The sequence below is a fragment of the Microbacterium mangrovi genome, from assembly GCF_000802305.1.
Lineage (GTDB): Bacteria > Actinomycetota > Actinomycetes > Actinomycetales > Microbacteriaceae > Microbacterium > Microbacterium mangrovi.
Genome location: NZ_JTDK01000006.1, coordinates 873,293 through 894,426 on the forward strand (window position 1 = coordinate 873,293; position 21,134 = coordinate 894,426).

A 21,134-nucleotide genomic window follows, 5' to 3' on the forward strand; every position below is an offset into this window, starting at 1 on the left:
GTTGAGGCGGGGCCGGAAAGCTCACTCGGCACGGGAAGGCGTCGCAATGCCAACCGCGTCACACATCACATTCCACGCTTCGAGGAGGCGACATGACTACTCACAACCGGCGTACGGCCCTGATCACGGGCGTGTCATCCGGCCTTGGCCGGATGACAGCGGATCGTCTGCATTCATCCGGATGGGACGTTCTCGGGACCGCACGTTCGCCGATACCCGACGCGGCGTTCGATGTTGTCAACGTCGACGTCACGAGCGCCGAAGACGTGGAAATGATCGGTACCACGGTCATGGAGCGATGGGGTCGTCTCGATGCGCTCATCAACAACGCCGGGATCGCCATGCTCGGCCCGGTGGAGGAGCTCACGCCCGATGAGTACCGTCGCAACCTGGACGTCAACATCGTGGGTGCGATGGCCCTCGTGCGCGCCTGTCTTCCAGCCCTCCGGGCTGCAGAGGGCGCGGTCATCCAGATCTCGAGCGTCTCAGCTTTCACGGCCTTCGCCATGTTCTCTGCGTATCACGCGTCGAAGTGGGGACTGGAAGGCGCGACGGAAGCCCTACGTGCGGAGCTCGAGACGCAACGTGTACGAGTCACCCTGGTGGAGCCGGCGTCCTTTCGGACCGAGATGGCGACGAAAGCGCCGATGGCGGTCGCGCGCACAGACGAGGGCAGATACGGTGCGGCTTGGCGTCACCTCGATGAGTGGCTCGCCTGGCACCACGGACTCAGCGCAGACGCGACAGCGTGCGTCGACGCAATCGTCGCGGTCGCCAGCCGACCCGATGCACCATTCCGCGTCCCCGTGGGCGAAGGGGCGACGCAAGCTCTCCGGGCTCAGGCCGCCGCCTACCAGGCCGCGGCTGACCGGGCCGACGCATTTCTTGCATCGTTGATCAACTCATGAGAGCGGGGGCGCGGGTGCCCGCCGGACACCCGCGCCCCCGCTCTCATGATCATCACGCCACCCCGGGCGCTTCGCGACCCTTCTCGACCGTTCCCAAGGGGAGCGCATACCCCCACCAGTCAGCGATCATGGCCGGCGTGTCCTGTCCGGCGACACGGAAGATGCAGCGGCGGAGGATCTTGAATCCCTCGTCCTTCGGCACGACCTCGAGCGTCTCGAACGTGGGGATGATCGTGTCGCCGTGATGAACTTGCGCGATGAACCGCACCTTGTCCAGCCCATAGTTCAACCCCCACATGCTGCTGTCGTCCATGCCCGAAGCGAAGCGGAGCGTCGCGTCAAGCATGCTCAGGAGGAAGAAGCCCTCGACGATGTCGTCCGGAAACTCGTCGACATCGCCTTTCGGGTATGCCCGGTCGAGCCAGGTGGCACGCTCGAATGCACTGCTGTCCTCGGCTGACAGGCGGAAAGGCTCCCCTTCAATGATCGAGCCCACCGTGCTGGGCAGATCCTCGAACCGGGTGGTTGTCGTCATGGGTTCACTCCTTTGGTCGTGGTGTTGACGGCTAGTCGGAAACGGCTTCAGATTTGCGCGCGCGCTCAGTCCGCGCTGGGTCAGGTACGCGCTGACGGCTGCCCGGTGTTCGGCGCCAGCGCCACACTCTTTGTGCCGCTCGACTTCTCGATCCATCGCCTCAAGGAGGTCTGCAGACTCCGCAGTTTCCAGATTCGCCTTCGCATAGGCGATCGCCGTCCGGGGCCCGCTTGCCAGTTTCCGTGCCATTGCGGTGACGTGGTGGTCGAGATCCCCGTCTCGGACGACGCGATTCAACAGACCGAGGCGAAGCAGTGCATCGGCATGGACGCGCTCGCCCAGCAGCATGATCTCCGCGGCTCGACCTCGACCCAGTAGCCGCTGAAGCTGCCACGAGGTACCAAAATCACCGGGCAGGCCGACCCCGACGAAGGCTGACGCCATCATCGTGTTGGGTGTCCCTATTCTGAGATCCGCCGCCAGCGCCAGGCCGATGCCGGCGCCGGCTGCCGCACCACGAAGAGAGGCGATCACAGGCTTGCTCATCGCTCGTAGTCCACCGACGATCTGACGTTGGCGCCGCTGTTGCCGCCGGACTGCGTCAACATCGACGACGCCGCCCGAGCCGCCTTCTCCCCCGCGATCGCTGAAGTCCTTGACGTCGCCGCCTGCGCAGAATGCGTCGCCAACGGACGCGAGCACCACGCAGCCGATGCTGTCGTCCGCCGCAAGTTGCTCCACTGCCTCCGCGAGATGGTCCACCATCTCCTCGGTGAGCGCGTTCCTTCGCTCTGGCCGATCGAGCGTAATCGTTCCGACGCCGTCACTCGACGTGAGGTGAACGTGCTGTCGCTCTTCATCGAGCATCTTGGATCTCCTCGTGACGCTTCGCAGTGTCACCCGATTGGGTACTTTTCGGGTAGCGTATCGAACTTCTTGCGATAATGCGACAGCTGTTGTACAAAGAGTGACAGGAAAAGATCTCGTCGTCCGGCACAGCACCCGCGCGCTGATCAGCTCCCGGAGCGCGCCGCGCCAACCGGCGCCCGACTACAGCCCACTCTTGAAGGAGTCAATGTTGACCGCTGAACAAAGAATCGCCATCGTTACCGGTGCCGCTCGAGGTATCGGGGCAGCCATCGCGCAGCGTCTCGTGGAAGACGGACTGGGCGTCGCCCTGCTGGATCTTGACGAGCGCGGATGCATGGACCTGGCAGACCGGATGACACAGGCAGGCGGCCGCGCGATCGGCGTCGGCATAGATGTCACGAACGAGCAGGCGGTCACGCAAGCGGTCGAACGGGTGACCCGCGAGCTCGGCGCACCCACCGTACTCGTGAACAATGCGGGAGTCATTCGTGACAACCTGCTCGTGCGCATGAGCCTCGACGATTGGGAAACCGTGATGGCCGTGCATCTGCGTGGCGCCTTCTTGATGACCCGCGCAGCACAGGCGCAGATGGTCGAGGAGCGCTGGGGCCGGATCATCAACATCTCCAGCACCTCCGCGCTCGGCAACAGAGGGCAGGCGAACTATGCTGCCGCAAAGGCGGGGATCCAGGGCTTCACGAAGACTGCCGCGATCGAGCTTGGACGATTCGGCGTCACGGCGAACGCGATCGCACCCGGCTTCATTGAAACCGAGATGACTCATGCGACTGCGGCGCGGATCGGAATCACCTTCGGTGAGCTCTCGGATGCGGTAGTCAAAGACATCCCAGCCGGTCGAGCGGGCATCCCCGAGGACATCGCTCATGCCGTGTCGTTCTTCGCGAGCGAAGACGCGAGCTTCGTGTCCGGACAGGTTCTGTACGTCGCGGGCGGCCCGAAGGCATGAAGACCTTCACCGATCTGGAGGAGCTCGAAGGCTCTATCGGCACTCATCTCGGGTACTCACCGTGGCATACGGTCAGCCAGGATCAGATCGATGCGTTCGCAGAGGCGACCGGTGATCGGCAGTGGATCCACACCGACCCGGAGCGAGCGGCCGCCGGGCCCTTCCGCACGACGATCGCGCATGGCTACCTCGCATTGAGCCTCCTGCCCATGCTCGTGTGGCAGGTGTTCACGGTCGAGGGGTTCTCGATCAACGTGAACTACGGAGCTGACAAGCTGAGGTTCATCTCTCCGCTGCCCGTGGATTCGCGAGTCCGTGCAGGCGTCGAATTGCTCTCCGCCTCGTGGTCCGACAAGGGCACACTCTTGCGCTCGAGGATCACCCTCGAACTCGAGGGCGGCACTCGGCCGGTGTGCGTCGTCGACTCGATCAGTCTTCTGGTGCCATGAGTGCCCTGCCCGGCTTGGACCTCGACCGACTCGCTGCCTGGATCGCCAACGCGGTGGAGCTCGATGGCGAACTTCGGGCCGAATTGATCACGGGCGGCAACTCGAACTTGACGTTCGCCGTCCGTGACAGCTCGCACGCATGGATTCTGCGTCGGCCCCCTGTCGGACACGTGCTGGAAACAGCGCATGACATGGCGCGTGAATACAGAATCATCCGAGCACTTCAACCCACCCGAGTTCCGGTGCCCGGTGTAGTCACGCTCTGCTCGGATCCGTCGGTGCTGGGCGCTCCGTTCTACCTGATGGAGCGAGCGGCGGGGCACGCGATCCGAGACGTTCGAGAACTTGCCGCCCGCGGGCCGGAGCGAACGCGCGTCATAGCAAACGAGCTCATTGACGCACTCGTGGCACTGCATGCTGTCGACATTGCATCTGTCGGGCTCCAGTCATTTGGGCGCCCGGAGGGCTATCTGTCGCGCCAGGTCGCCCGCTGGAAGAAGCAGCTGGATGCCTCGTTCACGCGCGAACTGCCTACTGCCGAGTCACTTCACGCACGCCTCCAATCCCGCATCCCCCAGTCCTCTGCAAGTGGAATCGTCCACGGCGACTATCGACTGGACAATGTCCTCGTCGACGACGACGATCGCATCAGCGCGGTAGTGGACTGGGAGCTGGCCACGCTCGGCGATCCGCTGACCGATCTCGCGCTGATGGTCGTCTACGGCCGGCTCGGTCAGGCCCTGCCGGACGTCGTGCCCGATGTCGTGGGTGTCAGGGGCTATCCCTCTGAAGACGAGATCATCACCCGGTATGCAGCCGCCAGCTCTCGGGATGTGTCCGACTTCTCGTTCTACGTCGGCCTTGCATCGTTCAAGGCGGCAGGAATCTTGGAGGGCATCTGTCACCGCGCCTTACACGGACAGACCGCGGGCAATGTGCCCGCTGGGTTCGCGGACGCCGTCCTCGTCCTCCTCGATGGTGGACTCGCAGCACTCGACGAAAGGTAGGAACGAATGGACTTTGGCTACGACGAGACGACCCAGAGGCTTCAGGACACGCTTCTGGACTTCATGGACACGCATGTGTACCCCGCCGAGCGTGAGATCGAGGGTCAACTCGACGCGCTCGACGACCGTTGGGCATGGGATTCCGCTCCCATCATCGAGGAGCTCCGGGCCGAAGCCCGCAAGCGCGGATTGTGGAACCTGTTCCTCCCGAAGGACCGGGGCGGTGCCCTGACGAATCTTCAGTATGCCCCGCTTGCAGAGATCGCCGGGCGCAGCGCCCACCTTGCTCCCGCCGCCATGAACTGCTCGGCACCAGACACCGGGAACATGGAGGTCCTCGATCTGTTCGGCTCACCCCACCAGAAGGACGAGTGGCTGAAACCGCTGATGGCCGGTGAGATCCGGTCTGCATTCGCGATGACCGAGCCGGACGTTGCCTCGTCAGACGCCACGAACATTGCGACGCGGATCGTGCGCGATGGCGACGACTACATCATCAACGGCCGCAAATGGTGGATCACGGGCGCGATGAACCCGCGTGCACGGATCTTCGTTGTCATGGGGAAGACAGACCCCGATGCCGATCGTCACCGGCAGCAGTCGATGATCCTCGTTCCGCGGGATACGCCTGGCGTCGAGGTCATCCGCGGGATGCGTGTTCTGGGGTACGACGATCACGATCACGGCGGACACGCAGAGCTGTCCTTCAACGACGTGCGCGTGCCGGCGTCCAACCTCATCGCCGGCGAGGGCGATGGGTTCGCCATTGCCCAGGCACGGCTTGGTCCGGGACGTATCCATCACTGCATGCGCTCGATCGGTGTTGCCGAGCGAGCGGTCGAGCTCATGTGCGCCCGCGCGGACGGTCGGGAACCGTTCGGCCGAGCGCTCTCCGAGCAAGGCGTGGTCCGCGAATGGATCGCACAGGCGCGTGTGAAAATCGAGCAGTTGCGTCTGCTCACGTTGAAGGCCGCGTGGTTGATGGACACGGTGGGCAACAGGGGCGCGCACACCGAGATTCAGGCGATCAAGGTGGCCGCCCCGGCGACCGTACAGTGGATCCTCGACAAGGCGATACAGGTTCACGGCGCGGGCGGATTGTCACAGGACTTCCCGCTTGCGAACGCCTACGCGAGCATCCGTACCCTCCGATTCGCAGACGGGCCTGACGAAGTACATCTCAATGCTCTGGCGCGCGCGGAACTCCAGGCGCAGCGTGAAAGACGACGAGAGGTCTGACGCAAGCCGAGGCGCCGCGGAGCATGGAGCTCCGCGGCGCCTCGACGTGACCGCGTCGGCCGCCACAGTCGAATGGCATTCACGACCAGAGCGCGCTGATGCGCTCGATCGGACTGTTCGGCAGATCGCCTGACGTCGTTGGGCGACAGCAAAGGCCCCCCTCCGGCGTGGGGAGGGAGGAGCTCCCCACACCGGCCGGAGGCCCTTCACTGCTGAGGCCCGCTGGCCTAGCAGGGCTTATGCGAGATCGATCGTCGGCATCTCGAGGCGCGCGCTCACGCCGCCGAGGCGAAGGGTTTGCACCGTCTTCGCCGTCGCCTCGATGTCGTACAGATTGTCGCCGGTTCCGGGGTGCACGGCGTAGTGCGGGTAGTCACTCGAGGCGATCTGCAGCTGTAGTGAGTGGCCCGCACGAACGCGGTAGGCGTTGTCGTCCAGCGGAAGCCGGAACGAGCCGCCGATGGCGCGAGCCAGCGCGACTCTGCCCTGAGTGATTCGCCGAGTAGTGCCGTCCGGAGCGACGTCCTGCAACCTGACGTGAACATGCGTCGTCGGGCCTTCGAAATCGACAGTGGCAGTCAGAACGGGCTGGCCGGCGAAGTCCAGGTTCTTCGCAAGCGGTGCCGTGCGGAACGTGAGGACATCCGCGCGGTCGACATAGTCGCGTTCGTCCGGGTACGCCGCGACAAAGTACCACAGCGCTTCCATGTCTACTGACGATGGCACCGGATTGGCCGGGTCGTGCGTCCAGGACAGGTCCTCCGGTGCCGCTGCCTGGCTGCCCAGTGTGTGGAGGCCCGACGGATCCGCGCTCAGGACGAACTGCGTGATGGTGGCGTCCGGCGGATACTGATCGCTCTCCTGCCATCCAACATGGCCGACGTGCCATTTTGCACGGGGACGCGGCTTGAGCGGGAGCCTGCCGTTGAGGTGCTCATCAAAGAAGTCCGCGTGCTCCGCCGTCTCCTCCTGAATCTTCGCGTCGAGCGCAGCTTCGTTCAGATAGGGGTTGGCCTCGTCGCCGCGGCCCACATCTTCAAGCTTGTACCCCCCGTGGTCCGCGGACCCTACTCGCAGGTAGTGAAGGTTGCTCCAGCCTGGAAGCGATGAGAAGTGCCGCCAGTCGCGCATTCCGTCCGGAGCAAGCCCGGGGTCATACCAGTTCTGCCAATGGAGAACCGGGATCTGCGTTGTGTGGTAGGGGTGGCGGTTGCCGTACGGCGAGTACCAATCCTCCGTCTTCGTGCGGGCGAGTTTCTCCTCCGCACCTACGCAGCGGCCAATCTGTTCCCGGGCTTCGGCGATGATCTCCTCGACGGAGCCACTGCTCCAGTCGATGTCGGCCAGGTACCCCTCATTCGTGGTCCAGATCTGCAGCAGGTCGTTAAGCGATGCGAACGACTGGACTTCCTGGCGCCAACGACCGCCAACGTGTCCGTTCCCCATGTCGACGCCGGTGACCATTGGGATCGCTGCCTGGATCGCCGGGTGTCCGGACGCGACGGCGGCCCACGTTGTGAAGCCGTAATAGGAGGCGCCCATGACGCCGATCTTTCCGTTAGACCACGGCTGCTTCACGACCCACTCAGCGGTGTCGTATGCGTCCGCTACGTCGAACGCGTAGGGGATGGTCTGACCGGTCGATCCATACTTGCCGCGCACATCCTGTGCGATGAACACGAATCCGCGACTCGTGAAGTATTCCGCTTCGAACTTCAGCCCCGTGTAGAAGCTTCGCTTGTCGTACGGAGTGCGAACGAGGACCGCCGAGTGGGCCGTCGCCTTCTCGGGGAGGTACACATCCGTCGCCAGCTGGAAGCCGTCTCGCGTCGGAACCGCGTACTCGATCGATCGCTCCGAGGGTTCCTCGGCCGAGATCTTCTCAATGATGGTGAAACCCATGAGATTCCTTTCGTTGTTGTTCGTGTTGGGTTGAGTTCGCACGCCGGCGCGTCTGACATCCCGTCGTCATGTCAAGCCCCGCTGGTCAGCGTTACGCCGCCGTCGGCGACGAGAGTCTGCCCCGTCATCCACCCGGCCTCGTCGGACAACAGAAAGGTCACGACATCTGCAATGTCGTCGGGCTCGCCGAGTCGTCGAAGCGGGTACGGCGCCGCGACCTCCTCTTCTTTGCCGTCATAGAGCGCCGCGGCGAACCGCGTCTTCACGACACCGGGAGCGACGGCGTTGACGCGGATGCCCGGACCTAGCTCGACCGCCAACAGTTCCGTGATGGAGATGAGCATCGCCTTCGTCGCACCGTACAGGCCGATGCCGGGTGCCGGCTTGAGACCCGAGATCGACGAAATGTTCACCACCGAACCGCCGTGATCGCGCATCCATGCGCGATAGACCTGCTGCGTCCACGCCAGCGCCGCGATGACGTTGACTTCGACAGTCTTGCGCGCGGCGCCTAGTTCGACATCGATCATCGGACCGTACGTCGGGTTGATCCCCGCATTGTTCACCAGGAGGTCTGCGCTGCCGAATTGCTCAATGGCAGAGCTGACCGAGCGGCATTGATGTTCAACATCATCGGCGCGACCGACGACACCGAGAGCGCAGCTCGGTCCCCCCAGCGCGGACACTGCTTCTTCAAGCGCATTCTCGTTACGTCCTGTCAGAACGACGCGGGCGCCCTCGGCGACGAGTCGCTGCGCGATGCCCAGGCCGATACCTCTGCTCCCACCGGTGACGATGGCCGTCTTACCCTCGAACCGCTTCTTAGTTCTCATCTTCGGCTCCCATCAACTCATCCGTTCGATGACCATTGCCATGCCCTGACCGCCGCCGACGCACATGGACACGACTCCGAACTGGCGATCGTGCCACTGGAGTGAGTTGATCAACGTAGACGTGATGCGTGCGCCTGTCATGCCGAAAGGATGCCCAAGAGAGATCGCCCCGCCGTTGACGTTGAGCTTCTCGAGAGGGATGCCCAGCTGGCGTGCAGAGCCAAGCGCTTGAACGGCGAAGGCTTCGTTGATCTCGAAGAGATCGATGTCGTCGAGACCGAGCCCTGCGTGACGGAGCGCAGCGGGGATCGCTTCTACTGGCCCCAGACCCATGATCTCCGGCGACAGTCCGGTCACGGCCGTGCTGACGATCCTCGCCAGGGGCGTCAGCCCCAGCGCCGCGGCGCGGGAGTCGCTCACGACGACGAGGGCGGCTGCGCCGTCGTTGAGCGGGCATGCGTTACCCGCCGTCACTGTACCGTCGGGACGAAAGACGGGTTGTAGAGCGCCTACGGATGCAAGGGTGGTCCCCGGACGAGGACCGTCATCCGCATCGACGATGCTCAGATCTGGGAGCGTGACCGGTGCAATTTCACGCTCCCAGAAGCCCTCGTCACGGCGCTGGACCGCGAGGTTCTGGCTGCGAACGCTGAACTCATCCTGGTCCTCGCGAGACATCCGGAGGAGCTGTGCGACGTTTTCAGCAGTCTGTCCCATGGCGATGTATACGTCGGGCAGGTCGCCGGCTTCCCTCGGGTCCGTCCAACGCGAAGCCCCGCCCTGAGCCCGTTCCGCAGTGCGCTCGCGTGCCTCGTCGAAGATCGGGTTCAGCCCCTCGAGGTTGTCCGCGAAGCCGGAGCCGTACCGGCTCACTGTCTCGACTCCGGCTGAAATGAAGGCGTCGCCCTCGCCTGCCTTGATTGCATGAAAGGCCATGCGCGTCGTCTGGAGGCTGCTTGAGCAGTAGCGATTCACCGTGACGCCGGGCACGGAATCCAGGCCCGCCCGTACTGCCACAACTCGGGCGAGGTTGTTACCGGACTCCCCAGCAGGGGATCCGACACCGAGGAGCACGTCGGTGACTTCCGGCGGATCGAGGGCCGGGACTTTGGATAGTGCGGCCTGCACCATCTGGACGGCCAGCTCATCGGGCCGCATGTCGACCAATGAGCCCTTCCTCGCGCGGCCGATCGGCGAACGCGCGGTGGAAACGATTACTGCTTCAGGCATGGACACTCCTTCGGTGTCTGATAGCTCGGGTTTGGTGGGCCGCTGATGGCCCGGTGGGTCCCTGGAGTTTCACGAGCCCAGGAGCAGCACGTCGAGGGTGTTCGTGTTGATGGGGTCTTCGCTCTTGAGCTCCGCCTTGCGGACCTTCCCGCTACCCGTGTGCGGGAGTTCATCGCGGAACTCGAGAAAGCGAGGCACTTTGAACCGAGCGAGGGTGTTGCGTGCGTGCGCGACGATCGTCTCTGCAGTCACCTCGGCGCCCGGGCGCAGGACGATCAGAGCCTTGACTTCTTCTCCACGATCCGCGTCTGGTACAGGAATCACTGCGGCTTCCGCGACATCGGGCATCGCCATCAGCTGCTGCTCGACTTCGGCTGCTGAGATGTTCTCACCACTCCGTCGGATGATGTCTTTCAGCCGTCCGATGAAGTAGTGGGCACCCTCCTCGTCCTTGCGAACCAGATCGCCGGTGCGGAACCAACCTCCGGGCAAGAGCAACTCCGCGTTCACTTCCGGTCGATTGTGATAGCCGAGCATCAGGCCCTCGCCACGGACGCACAGTTCGCCTGCCTCGCCAGGCGGCAACTCCCGAAGGTTCTCGTCGACGATCTTTGACTCACGCGTGGGGAAGCAGAATCCCATCGACCCGCGGGCCGCAAGGTCGGGCCGGTCCCACGGGACTGCGATGCCAACGCCGAGCTCGGTACTGCCGTAGGTATCACGCGCGAGGAGTCCGAAGCGAGTCTCCACGGCGGCGATCGCCTCAGGCGGCATCCCATCGACGGGGGCACGCTTGAGGGCCAGGGCCGAGTCGTCCGGCGACTCGGGGAACTCCAACATCCCTTCGCTCAGCCAGGCGAGGTCGATCTGGTGGTCGACGAGCCATCCCATGAACTTGCGGCGGCTGAGCCCCGCGGTCACATAGATCGCCCCGCCACCCGCGAGCGCTGACATCAGGTACATCTGGTTCTGCATGTAGAAGAACGGGTGGTCTGCGAGGATGCGCTGCACGTCGAAGAATCCCGAACCCCACACCCCCAGCTCCACCCAGTATCGGTGAGTGAGAAGGCACCCCTTGGGAAGACCCGTCGTCCCGGAAGTGAACTGGATGTTGGCGATCGTGTCGTGGTCCGGATATTCACGGAGAGGCAGAATATCGCCGTTGAGAAGGGAGTCGAAGGCGGGGCCGGGCTCACCCGGTTTGGCAACTCCGATGATGTTCTGCCGCAGAACGGGGCCCACCTCGCCATCGGAGTATGCAGCGAGGACATCGTCAGCCGCGATCAGCCATCGGGCCTCCGAATCCGTGAGGACGAACTCAGCCTCGCGTTCGGTATATCCGGGATTCATCGGAACGATCGCCGCGCCGAGTTCTGCGAGGGCGAACCACGTGAGAGGGAACTCCACCTGATTCCGCAGTTGGACGCCTACCTTGTCGCCGGCGCGCACGCCCAGGCGCTGCAGGCCTGAGCGTAGCTGCGATACCCGCGTCCGGAACTCACTCCACGTCAAGTTCGGGCCGCCCCCTTCCACATGCACGATCGCCCGGCGATCCCCGTGCTGCTCCGCCGCTCGGTCGAGGGCGGCCGGCATGGACAGCCCCCGCAAGGATGAGGCGAACTCGCTGAGTTCGACGTCGACCGTTGTCGTCATGGATCACTCCTCCACATCGTGTGATGATCGTCGGCCTCCGCTGGCCGGCGTTCCAGCGCGCCCACCGTCATGTGCTTCTTCGCGATGACTGAGAGACAACGCGATCGGAACGACGCACGGCGCACTTGCGATCATAGTGCGACAGTAGTTGTATAACTAGTGCGATAGATCGAAAATGTGGTCTAATCATCCAATTCGCTGCGCTGAAGGACATGAGTCCCCGGCGCATCGCTACCAAAGGAGGTAGATGTGTCAGAGAGCGAGTACGACGTCATCGTCGTCGGAGCCGGATACGCAGGCATCAGTTGCGCACGAGACCTGCGTGATCGAGGACTCTCCGTCCTCGTCCTGGAGGGGGCGAATCGAATCGGAGGGCGGACTTACACGCGTGCCTTCCGTGACCACCCCGACATCACTGTCGAGGCCGGGGGCGCGTACGTTGACTTGAGCATCCACACGAACGTCGTGCGCGAGCTGGAGCGCTACCGGCCTGCCCTCATTCCCTCGAAAGGCGTGCCGACGAGCGCCCACTTCTTCACCGCTGGCGCCCGTAGCACACTTCCTGTGCCCTGGTGGGATCTCTGGGCGCTTGAAGCCGTGGCGATCCGGCTGCACAACGCCGCTGCGCGACTGCGCTCGGACACGCCCCTGCACGAGCAGGAACTCGCCGACCTGGACGTCTCCGCAGCCGAGTTCTTCGAGCCGATCGGTCCGCTCCCCCAGTCCGTGCGAGACCTCATCTACGGTCAGATCGGTGGCCATGAAGGGGCCGATGCCGATTCTGCGTCCATGCTCTGGATCCTCGGGCTCATTGCCGCGGGAGGCGGGAGTCCGTTCCAGTACTTCATGTTCGGCGAGTCTTCAGACAGCCGGATGTTCGTGGATGGCCCGACTGACCTGCTGCACCGCATGGTCGACGGATCACAGATCGAGGTGCAGCTGAACAGGCGAGTCACCGCGGTGACCGACGATGGCTCCACCGTGCGGGTGGTCACGGACGATGGGACGGAAGTCACCGCCGGAGCCTGCGTCATGGCAGTGCCGACGAATGTACTCCGGCGCATCGAGTTCACCCCCGGGATGACACCGGATCAAACAGCGCTGCTGCGTAGGAATCATCCGGGTTCCGCGATCAAAGTTCACATGATCGTCGACAACATTCCGCCTGCACCCATTTGCATCGGATTGGGACCGCTGGTGACCGTCCTTCCCCTGGGTACTCTCGAGGACGGGCGCTCATTGCTCGTCGGATTCGGCGCCCACGGCATCTACGACTTCGACCCGTGCGATCGGGCATCGGTCGAAACCGGATTGCGGCTGTACCTCCCGGACGCCAACGTCGTGGCCGTTGACGCGCACGATTGGGCAGCCGACCCGCTATTCGATGGCACGTACCGTGTGGACCACCCGGGTGAGGGGCAGCTGAGCGGTCGGGTCATGAACGAGATGGCAGGCCGGATCGCGTTTGCCGGTGCTGACATCGAGGATCACCTCTTCCGCAACACCTTTGACGGCGCGATCTCCTCCGGCGCCCGCGCGGCGGTCGCCGTCGCAGCCCTGCTTGACGCCGTCTGAGCTGTCACACAGAAGGCGGTTGGGCACCCGAGCAAACAGGTACCCAACCGCCCTTCTGGCTGAACGAGACAGAAGCCACCGGAACGCGCGATGCCCTGCCTAATGCGCGGAGATCAGATCGAAATAGCCCATCTGAACATTTGACCCATCGAGGCTGGCAGAGATCGGCATCTGCCCAGTCTCCCCCGCTCGCGTGACCTCCTGCTCCGCCTGAGTCGTGTCCGTGACCTCGTAAACGGCCAGGTACCTCTGGCCTGTCCCGTTCCCTGTTTTCGCATTGAGCGCGAACCGTCGGACGGATAGCACTGACGGAAGTCTCAGGAGGTCGGGAACGTGCACGTTCTCATACCAATGCTCGAAATCGGCTTCGGCGCCTTCAACAGGTTCCGTAAGCACCACCAACACTCCGCTCATCCCATTGCCTTTCGTCACTGCGCCGCGACCGAGCGACTCACAGATGTCGTTCCAGCGAGCCCGAGCGACTCGACCAGCCAGTCCAGAATCGCGAGCTGACGCGCGGCCGGCCACTGCTGCGGGTTTTCGACCACCGATAGAGCGACCCCGTTCGTCGTGACTCGGAGCAGTTCAACGACCCGCTCTACCTCGCTCTCAGGCGCCAGATCGGCGACGTGGCTACGCAGAAGGGTGCGAATCGTCTGGTCCATGGCATTGAACGTCGCCCGATTCTCATCGCCAAGGAGTTGCCCTGCGATGAGATGGATGCGCACCTGCTCGTCACGGAGGCCGACGTCCGTCAGAGGCACCAGCCACCGCAACAGTGATCGGAGACGCTCCAGCGACGTGTCGGACGCTGCATCCAGGGCCTGGATGTCGGCGTTCCAGCCGGCAAGCACTTGAACCGTCACCTCGTCGAGAAGCTCGGTCTGGGTCGGAAAGTAGTGGGTGATCATGGTGGTTGATCCGCCCATTTGCTTCGCCACCGCGCGAAATGACAACCCACGGGTCCCCGACTCGCCCAGTACCTGGAGCGTTGCATTCACGATGTCGCGTTTGCGCGATTCATGGTCGACGTGACGTGGCATGTGCGGTCCTTCCGTCTGTGCGACGCTGTTCGAGACCAGTGCGTCGTCGCGAACGCGCCATGGTGAATATACTCGGCCGCGGATCGGGTGGAGTCACAAGCCACACCTCAGGATCATCGGACATCCCTCCTAGTCAACAAGATCCGGTGCAGCCGCAAGGAGTTCGCGGGTGTAGTGGTGTTGGGGGTCGCCTACGACCGACGCTGTATCTCCGGTCTCGACGATCTGCCCCTTGTTCACCACGAGCACGCGATCCGCAACGGTGTTCACGAGGGCAAGGTTGTGAGTGATGAACAACAGCGCGAGACCATCCTGTCGGAGCTCGTCGAGAAGCATCATCACCGACGCTTGAACTGATACGTCAAGCGCCGAGGTCACCTCGTCGCACACGATAACCGACGGTCCGGCCGCAAGCGCGCGAGCGATCGCAACGCGCTGCTTCTCTCCTCCGGACAATTCACCCGGATAGCGATCGAGGTACGAGGTCGGGAGGCGCACCCGATCCAGCAACTCTCCCGCGTCGGCACGGGCACGAGCCCCTTCGGACGTGCCGAAGAGCTTAAGCGGTCGCATCAGCGCCTGAGCGACCGTGTGCCGGGGGTTGAGAGAGCGGTCCGGGTTCTGGAACACAATCTGAATGTCCCGTCGCTGGGCGCGTGAACGCTCTCGCGCGCGCGGAGCGAGGCTTTCGCCCGCGAGCAGCAGCGAGCCGGAGTCCAGTTCATGGAGACCGACGATGCAGCGACCAAGAGTGCTTTTCCCGCTGCCGCTCTCTCCGACGACTGCGAGGCACTCCCCGGGAATCATCTCGAAAGAGGCACCGTGGAGCACCTCCACCGCTTTGTTCCCTCGCCCGTAGGAGGCGACGAGGTCTGACGCTTCGAGGACGGGCGTCTTCTCGTCGGACCCCTGGGCCGAGATGTCGATCTGAGGTTCTCGGGAGAGCGATCGGAATGAGAGTCCTTCCGGGCCGCGCGAGTGGGTGGACGCGAGCCCCGTGAGCTCATGCAACTCCCTCTTGACGTGGAGTCGTGGGACTGCGTCGAACAGCATCTGTGTGTACTCGTGGGATCGCGAACGGAAGACCTCGGCAGCCGGGCCCCGCTCGACCACCTTGCCGTCATACATCACCATGAGGGAATCAACCAAAGTCTGGACAGCCGCGAGGTCGTGGCTGACGTACACGAAGGCGAGCGAATGGGTTCTACTGAGCCCCCGCAAGAGCTCAAGTATCCGCGCCTGCGTCGTCACGTCAAGCCCCGTTGTCGGTTCGTCGAGCACGACGACCTTTGGCCGCCCGACAAGGGCCATCCCGATGAGCACGCGCTGCTGTTGGCCTCCAGAGAGCTCGAAGGGATACCGCTGCAGAAAGTCGCGCGCATTGGGAAGACCGACCTCCGCGAAGGTGTCCTGAATGCGCTGGGCCGTCGCCTCGGATGCTCGGTGGTGAACACGCAGCACTTCCGCGACCTGCGCTCCGACACGCATCCGCGGGTTCAGGCTCGACATCGGATCCTGCGGCACGTAGGCGATCCGCTCGCCACGTACCCGACGCAAAGCCTCCGGGGACAGGGTCAGAAGGTCCTGCCCATCCAGGATCACGGCGCCACCCGTGATCCGGCTGCCCGCACGTACCTTACCTAGTAGGGCACGCGCGGTTGTCGTCTTGCCACACCCGGATTCGCCGACGACGCCGAGGATTTCACCTTCCGCGAGTTGGAAGGAAACGGAGTCGACGATCGTGCGCCCAGCATCCGTTGACACCGTCAGCCCATCGACGCGGAGAACGATGTCTGTTCGTGTATCAGACATGAGGAACGGCCGATCGTCCAATGCCACGAACATATGCGTCCGCGACCCAGTTCACGGAGACCGTCAGCGCTGCGATGAGGATCGCCGGCGAAATCACCGCCCACGGTTGAATCAAGAAGCCGCTCCTGTTCTCGTTGATCATTACGCCCCAGTCGGGGGTCGGCGGTTGCGGACCAAATCCAAGGAATGCGATCCCTGCGTAAATCCCTACCGCGTATGCAATCCGGATGCCGAAGTCCGCGAGAAGCGGGGACCACAGGTTCGGTAAGAGCTCGCGCCAGATGATGAACCACCGTGACTCGCCGCGCGCAACCGCAGCTTCCACATACTCGTTGCTCACGATCTCGCGCGTCGCAGCTCGCGTGATGCGCGCGACACCAGGCATGAGAACGATCGCGATTCCTACAGCAACCAGCCACAGGTCTGTACCGCCTCCGGTGAGAAGCACGAAGATCAAGATGATCGGCGGAACCGACATCAATACGTCGAGAGCGCCGATGATGAAGAAGTCCGTCCTTCCGCGTACGTATCCGGCGGTGATTCCGACGCACACCCCGACGATGTACGCCGCGAGAGTGGCGGCCGTGGCGACAAGGATCGGGATCGTTCCGCCGGCGAGGACACGACTGAATACATCGCGTCCTACTGTGTCCGTACCTAGCCAGTGGGCGGCGCCTGGGAGCGAGAAGGGGGCGCCGACAATCTTCGTCGGGTCGTACGGTCGCACGACGGGGCCGAGGATGGCGATCAGCAACACCAAGCCGAGAAGAGAAAGACCGGCGATGCCCGTTTTCGAGCGCACAATCTGGGAGAAGAACTGCACCATCACGGGTCGCGCCGCGGCGCGGCCGCTCTCGGCGACGGCTTCAATCGTTCCTGTCTGCATTGATCAGGCCGCCTTCCGGAGACGAGGGTTGAGGACCATCGCCGCGATATCGGCAAGCATGATCAAGACGACGTACGCCGCCGTGGCAAGCATGACGATTGCCAATACCACGGGGAAGTCGCGGTTGTGTACTGCGTCGACCAATGCAGAGCCCAGACCCGGGTAGCTGAACACAACCTCGACCGTGACGACACCGCCGACCAGCCATGCGATCGTGAAGGCGAAGATCTGCAGCGTGGGTCCAAGTGCATTGGGCAGGGCATGCCGAAAGAGGATCTGCCGTTGCGGAACCCCTTTCAACTCGGCGATCTGGATGTAGTCCGAACGCAGGACGTCGATCATCGTTGCCCGGATCATCCGCGTCGCCTGCGCCGATGCTGCGAGAACAAGGGTCAGCGTGGGAAGGATGAGGTACTGATACTGGGCGAAGATCGGCACCGTGGAGTCGAATAGAGAGTTCGCGGGCAGCAGGGGCCAGGTCACCGCGAAAAGCGCGATGACGAGCGCCCCGATGACGAACTCGGGGATCGACAGGAACACGAGTGTCGACCCGCTGATCACGTTGTCTGTCGCCTTGGTCGCACGCGTCGCCGACCACAACCCGAGTACGAGGGACACCGGGATCAGGACCAGCGACGCCGCAGCCGCGAGGGCCACGGTGTACATGACCCGGCCACTCAACTGTTGACCGATCGGCTGCCCGCTGACGAGTGAAGTTCCCAGGTCTCCGTGAAACAGGCCGCCGAGCCACTCGAAATAGCGCTGAATCGCGGGCACGTCGAGCCCATGCTCGGCACGGAACTGCGACAGAAGCTCGGGAGTCGCCTGGCGGCCCAGAATCGCCTGCGCCGCATCTCCCGGGAGAGCCACAAGTCCGAAGAACACGATCGCTGAGACGACGAGAATAATCACCGCCGCCGAGAGCACTCGTGTGAGGATCGCTCGCGTCATCAGTGCTTCAACCACGCAGTCCGGAAGTCATATCCCCCGAACGGATCCATCGGGCCCTCCTTGATGCCCCCCACGCTCGAACGGATGACGTCCGACTGATTGTTGAACGTCGGAATGATGTAGCCGGTGCCCTCGTGCAGGACCTGCTGAGCCTCAGCCATGAGGCGCTTCCGGTTGCCCTCATTGGGAGCGGCGAGCGCCTTCGTGAAGAGTTCGTTCCATTGCGCGTTGTGCCAATGCGTCTCGGGGTACTGCGCGTTCGGCGACAGGGTACTCGCCCACATCTGCACAAGCGGCAGACCCGGCCAGTAGGTCGACCAGAATGGCTTCTGGCCGTAGGCGATCGCGATGTAGCTGTCGTACGGGAGCTTGGTGATCTTGACATCGACGCCAGCGCTTTCGGCCGAAGCGCTGAAGAGGCTGGCGGCGGCGACCATGCCCGGACTGCCGTCGGTAGTGAAGAGTTCGAATGTTTGCGAGGCAACGCCGGCTTCTTCGAGCAGCGCCTTCGCCTGCTTGGGGTCGTACTTGATCTGCTCGATGTCAGATGCGTAGTACGGGTCGTACCAGCTGAAGAGATCGTTCGCGACGGCGCCTTCCCCGCTCAAGGCGTTCGTCACCTGCTGCTTGCGATCGACCAGCAGACGGAGCGCCTTCCTCACCCGTGGGTCGTTATACGGAGCCTTCTGAGTGTCCATCACGAACGCATTGAAGTATCCGGAGCGCCCGTTGAACAGGTGAAACTGTGGGTTGTTCTTGAACGTGCCCACGAGTTCGTAGCCAACGCTCGCTGCGGCGAGGATCTGTCCGCTCTGGATCGCGCTAGCCAACGCGCTCGGATCGGCGAGCGAGATGATTTCCACGCCATCGAGGTTGACCGCCCCACCCCAGTACCCGGGGTACGCGCGGAAGACCGCACGCTCGCCCGCAACGAAGCGCTCGAGCTTGAAGGGACCCGTACCGATGAACTTGCCGTTGGCCCCAGGAACGGCATGGTTCTTGAAGATCGCCAGCTGCGTGCGCGGGAGGATGAAGGTCAGCATGAAGTTCGGCGCGGACAGCGAGACCTTGACGGTCGAGCTGTCCACGGCACGGACAGACGAGACGCCCGCGCTCAGCAGATCGCCGCGACCGTAGGCACCATTCGCCTCATCAAGGACATAGTTGTAGGACCAAGCAATGTCGGCGGCCGTCAGCGGCGTGCCGTCTTGGAATGTGACTCCCTCGCGGACGTGGAGCGTCCAGCTGGTGCCATCTGCGGAGGGAGTCGCCTTGTCGACGATACCGGGGACCGGATTGCCCTGGTTATCGAAGGTGTATGCGGACTCATACACCTGCTGGATTCGCGCCGCGTCGATACCGGTCACCAGCTTGTTGGGATTGAGGGTCTCCTCGCTGCCACCGCTGATCATTCCAACCGTCAGCACGCCACCCTTTTGGGGCTTGCCGGCGCTGGCGCTGGAAGTAGGGGTTGCGCTGGGGGCACACCCCGCGAGCCCAGCGACGGAAGCGACCGCACCGACAGCGGCGATGCGGAGGAGCGTCCTCCGGTTCACGAGGATCTCGGACGTCGGGTGGGGGCTGTTCAGGAAGGGCAGTTGACGCATCACAACCTCAGATTCTGGTCAGGGAACTCGAGCGGTCGATGCTCGAGCGGCGCAACACTGCGCCGAGCATTCTCGGGTGAGAAGTTATCCATCCATCGTTATACAACGCTTGGTTGATAACCCTAGAGACGTCTCCAGGGATTGTCAACGAGGAGTTTCAGATAACCCACCCGCGTCCGGCTGCGCCCCGGCGGCGACTCTTCGGTTCGGGCGAATCGGAGCGCGACGCCGACCGACCACCTCAGTCTCGACCGAGAGCCCGCTGCAGCAGGAGTCGGAGATTCTGCGCCTCCGCGTTGGTAAGTCCAGTGATGAACGGCCCCGCGTTCAGCACCTTCAGAAGCTGTCCGCGACGGTCGCCTCCGGCTGACGTGAGGGCGAGCTGCTTTGCTCGGCGGTCAGTTGGGTGTGGCTGTCGTTCGATGAGGTTCTGACTCTCGAGCTTGTCGATGATGCCGATGGCATTGGAGGGTTCGCAGGCCATGCGCCCGGCGAGTTCCGTCAAGGTCATCGGACCGGTCAGCTCGAACAGGGCCGACGCCTGCGCAGTGGTGAGCCCGAGAGCTGCGACGCGCTCGCGCATTCGCGCGTTGCTCTGCATGTCGAGCTCATGGACGAGCTTGCCCAGCTCCCATTGCAACGACGCGTCCGCGTCCAACTCCATCACCCGTCCAGTCTAGCAAACTACTTGACGTCATGATTATTATCCTACATAATCATGTATGTCATAACCACATGGAGGTCTGAACTCATGACGAACACCACCGAGCCCGACGCCGACCGTTACCGGCGCCCGTCCGGCATCCGCACTCTCGCCCTCGGCGACACGAAGCTCAGCTACGTACCCGACGGCCAGGCAACCCTCGACGCCCGGATGCTCATGCCGGACGTGGCCGATGAGTTCTGGCGGGAGAACGCGCGGTATCTCACCGGCGGGACGCATCTCACCGCGAGTGTCGGGGGCCTGCTCGTGGAGCGCGACGGCCGGGCGCTGCTCATCGACGCCGGGGCTGGTCCGATCACGATGGGGCCGCCGCTCAACACGTACGGGGTCATCACCGGAGGTGCACTCCTGGAGAGCCTCGCGGTCCTCGGCCGCACGCCGGAAGACGTCGAGGCAGTCGCCCTGACCCACCTCCACGCAGACCACTTCGGGTGGGCCTGGCATCCCGCACCCGGCGGTGACGCACCCGCGTTCCGCCACGCGCCCTATCTCGTCGCCGAAGCCGAGTGGTCCCAGCGCCACCTCCCCGAGGCACAGGGAATGGGGCCGATGATCGCAGCGATGGCGTCAAATGTCCGCACCATCGCTGCCGGCGCTGAGATCTTTCCCGGGGTCACGGTCATGCCCGCCCCGGGTCACAGCGCCGGACACACCGGCTACGAAATCCATGCGGACGGCACCCGAGTGCTCGCTATCGGCGATGCCTTCCACACACCGCTTCAACTCGCACACCCGCGGTGGCAGAACACCTTCGACTACGACCACACGCAGGCCATCGACCTGCGCGACCGCCTCATCCGCGAACTTGCGCGACCCGACACAATCGGGTTCGCCGTCCACTTCCCGGAGCCCTTCGGCCGCATCCGCTTCGAAGACGGTCGCCCCGTGTGGACGCCGGTCGACGCCTGAGGAGCCCGCATTGTCCTTGAATCACAGATGAGGA

The 21,134-nt window shown here is 63.7% G+C and carries 18 protein-coding genes; 7 read left to right on the top strand and 11 right to left on the bottom strand.

Translation table 11 applies throughout. From position 1 onward, the window contains the following. Positions 1 to 92 precede the first annotated feature (92 nt). The gene (locus LK09_RS07945; protein WP_052226523.1) at positions 93 to 908 is read left to right on the top strand and encodes an SDR family NAD(P)-dependent oxidoreductase; all 816 of its coding nucleotides are present in this window, start codon (positions 93 to 95) and stop codon (positions 906 to 908) included. 52 nt (positions 909 to 960) lie between these two features. Here the strand turns inward: LK09_RS07945 and LK09_RS21110 are convergent, their stop codons facing one another. Beyond that, the gene (locus LK09_RS21110; protein WP_082008118.1) at positions 961 to 2,310 is read right to left on the bottom strand and encodes an enoyl-CoA hydratase-related protein; all 1,350 of its coding nucleotides are present in this window, start codon (positions 2,308 to 2,310) and stop codon (positions 961 to 963) included. 208 nt (positions 2,311 to 2,518) lie between these two features. On the opposite strand from LK09_RS21110, the gene fabG reads away from it, so the two are divergent. The 4 genes from fabG to LK09_RS07975 are packed head-to-tail and all read left to right on the top strand — an operon-like array spanning position 2,519 to position 5,975. Then, positions 2,519 to 3,280, top strand: a complete 762-nt coding sequence (gene fabG, locus LK09_RS07960; RefSeq protein ID WP_039397690.1) for a 3-oxoacyl-ACP reductase FabG — start codon at positions 2,519 to 2,521, stop codon at positions 3,278 to 3,280. Continuing rightward, positions 3,277 to 3,729: a MaoC family dehydratase gene (locus LK09_RS07965; protein ID WP_039397692.1), complete on the top strand. Its 453-nt coding sequence runs from the start codon at positions 3,277 to 3,279 to the stop codon at positions 3,727 to 3,729. Before fabG ends, LK09_RS07965 begins: the two co-directional genes overlap by 4 nt. Next, the gene (locus LK09_RS07970; RefSeq protein WP_039397693.1) at positions 3,726 to 4,736 is read left to right on the top strand and encodes a phosphotransferase family protein; all 1,011 of its coding nucleotides are present in this window, start codon (positions 3,726 to 3,728) and stop codon (positions 4,734 to 4,736) included. Before LK09_RS07965 ends, LK09_RS07970 begins: the two co-directional genes overlap by 4 nt. A 6-nt stretch (positions 4,737 to 4,742) precedes the next feature. Beyond that, entirely contained in the window at positions 4,743 to 5,975 is a 1,233-nt protein-coding gene (locus tag LK09_RS07975; protein WP_039397695.1) for an acyl-CoA dehydrogenase family protein, read from the top strand. 237 nt (positions 5,976 to 6,212) lie between these two features. Here the strand turns inward: LK09_RS07975 and LK09_RS07980 are convergent, their stop codons facing one another. From LK09_RS07980 to LK09_RS07995, 4 genes are all read right to left on the bottom strand, one after another. Then, a complete protein-coding gene (locus LK09_RS07980; protein WP_039397697.1) occupies positions 6,213 to 7,877 on the bottom strand; it encodes a CocE/NonD family hydrolase in 1,665 nt (554 codons plus the stop codon). 71 nt (positions 7,878 to 7,948) lie between these two features. Continuing rightward, positions 7,949 to 8,710 (bottom strand): SDR family oxidoreductase, encoded by a 762-nt coding sequence (locus LK09_RS07985; protein ID WP_039397699.1) that lies wholly within the window; start codon positions 8,708 to 8,710, stop codon positions 7,949 to 7,951. Between the two features lie 12 nt (positions 8,711 to 8,722). Continuing rightward, positions 8,723 to 9,940 carry an acetyl-CoA C-acetyltransferase gene (locus LK09_RS07990; protein WP_039397701.1) on the bottom strand — a complete coding sequence of 406 codons (1,218 nt, stop codon included), beginning with the start codon at positions 9,938 to 9,940 and terminating at the stop codon, positions 8,723 to 8,725. Positions 9,941 to 10,009: 69 nt separating this feature from the next. Then, positions 10,010 to 11,593, bottom strand: coding sequence for a class I adenylate-forming enzyme family protein (locus LK09_RS07995; protein WP_052226525.1), 1,584 nt, complete (start codon positions 11,591 to 11,593; stop codon positions 10,010 to 10,012). Between the two features lie 249 nt (positions 11,594 to 11,842). On the opposite strand from LK09_RS07995, the gene LK09_RS08000 reads away from it, so the two are divergent. After that, positions 11,843 to 13,168 (top strand): flavin monoamine oxidase family protein, encoded by a 1,326-nt coding sequence (locus tag LK09_RS08000; protein WP_039397703.1) that lies wholly within the window; start codon positions 11,843 to 11,845, stop codon positions 13,166 to 13,168. 428 nt (positions 13,169 to 13,596) lie between these two features. On the opposite strand, the gene LK09_RS08010 is transcribed toward LK09_RS08000, so the two are convergent. The 6 genes from LK09_RS08010 to LK09_RS08035 all read right to left on the bottom strand — a co-directional run bounded on the left by LK09_RS08010 (position 13,597) and on the right by LK09_RS08035 (position 20,131). Then, positions 13,597 to 14,211, bottom strand: a complete 615-nt coding sequence (locus LK09_RS08010; RefSeq protein WP_082008119.1) for a TetR/AcrR family transcriptional regulator — start codon at positions 14,209 to 14,211, stop codon at positions 13,597 to 13,599. A 129-nt stretch (positions 14,212 to 14,340) separates the two neighbouring features. Continuing rightward, the gene (locus tag LK09_RS08015) at positions 14,341 to 16,050 is read right to left on the bottom strand and encodes an ABC transporter ATP-binding protein (protein WP_231562985.1); all 1,710 of its coding nucleotides are present in this window, start codon (positions 16,048 to 16,050) and stop codon (positions 14,341 to 14,343) included. Continuing rightward, on the bottom strand, positions 16,016 to 16,909 hold the full coding sequence (locus LK09_RS08020; protein WP_052226527.1) for an ABC transporter permease: 894 nt from the start codon (positions 16,907 to 16,909) through the stop codon (positions 16,016 to 16,018). The genes LK09_RS08015 and LK09_RS08020 overlap by 35 nt, the downstream gene beginning before the upstream one ends. A 3-nt stretch (positions 16,910 to 16,912) precedes the next feature. After that, a complete protein-coding gene (locus LK09_RS08025) occupies positions 16,913 to 17,875 on the bottom strand; it encodes an ABC transporter permease (RefSeq protein WP_156138678.1) in 963 nt (320 codons plus the stop codon). Then, positions 17,860 to 19,467, bottom strand: a complete 1,608-nt coding sequence (locus LK09_RS08030) for an ABC transporter substrate-binding protein (protein ID WP_082008120.1) — start codon at positions 19,465 to 19,467, stop codon at positions 17,860 to 17,862. The genes LK09_RS08025 and LK09_RS08030 overlap by 16 nt, the downstream gene beginning before the upstream one ends. A 241-nt stretch (positions 19,468 to 19,708) precedes the next feature. After that, positions 19,709 to 20,131, bottom strand: coding sequence for a MarR family winged helix-turn-helix transcriptional regulator (locus LK09_RS08035; protein ID WP_039397715.1), 423 nt, complete (start codon positions 20,129 to 20,131; stop codon positions 19,709 to 19,711). A gap of 87 nt (positions 20,132 to 20,218) precedes the next feature. On the opposite strand from LK09_RS08035, the gene LK09_RS08040 reads away from it, so the two are divergent. Further along, complete coding sequence (locus tag LK09_RS08040) at positions 20,219 to 21,100, top strand: MBL fold metallo-hydrolase (protein ID WP_052226528.1); 882 nt, start codon at positions 20,219 to 20,221, stop codon at positions 21,098 to 21,100. The last annotated feature ends 34 nt before the right edge of the window (positions 21,101 to 21,134 follow it).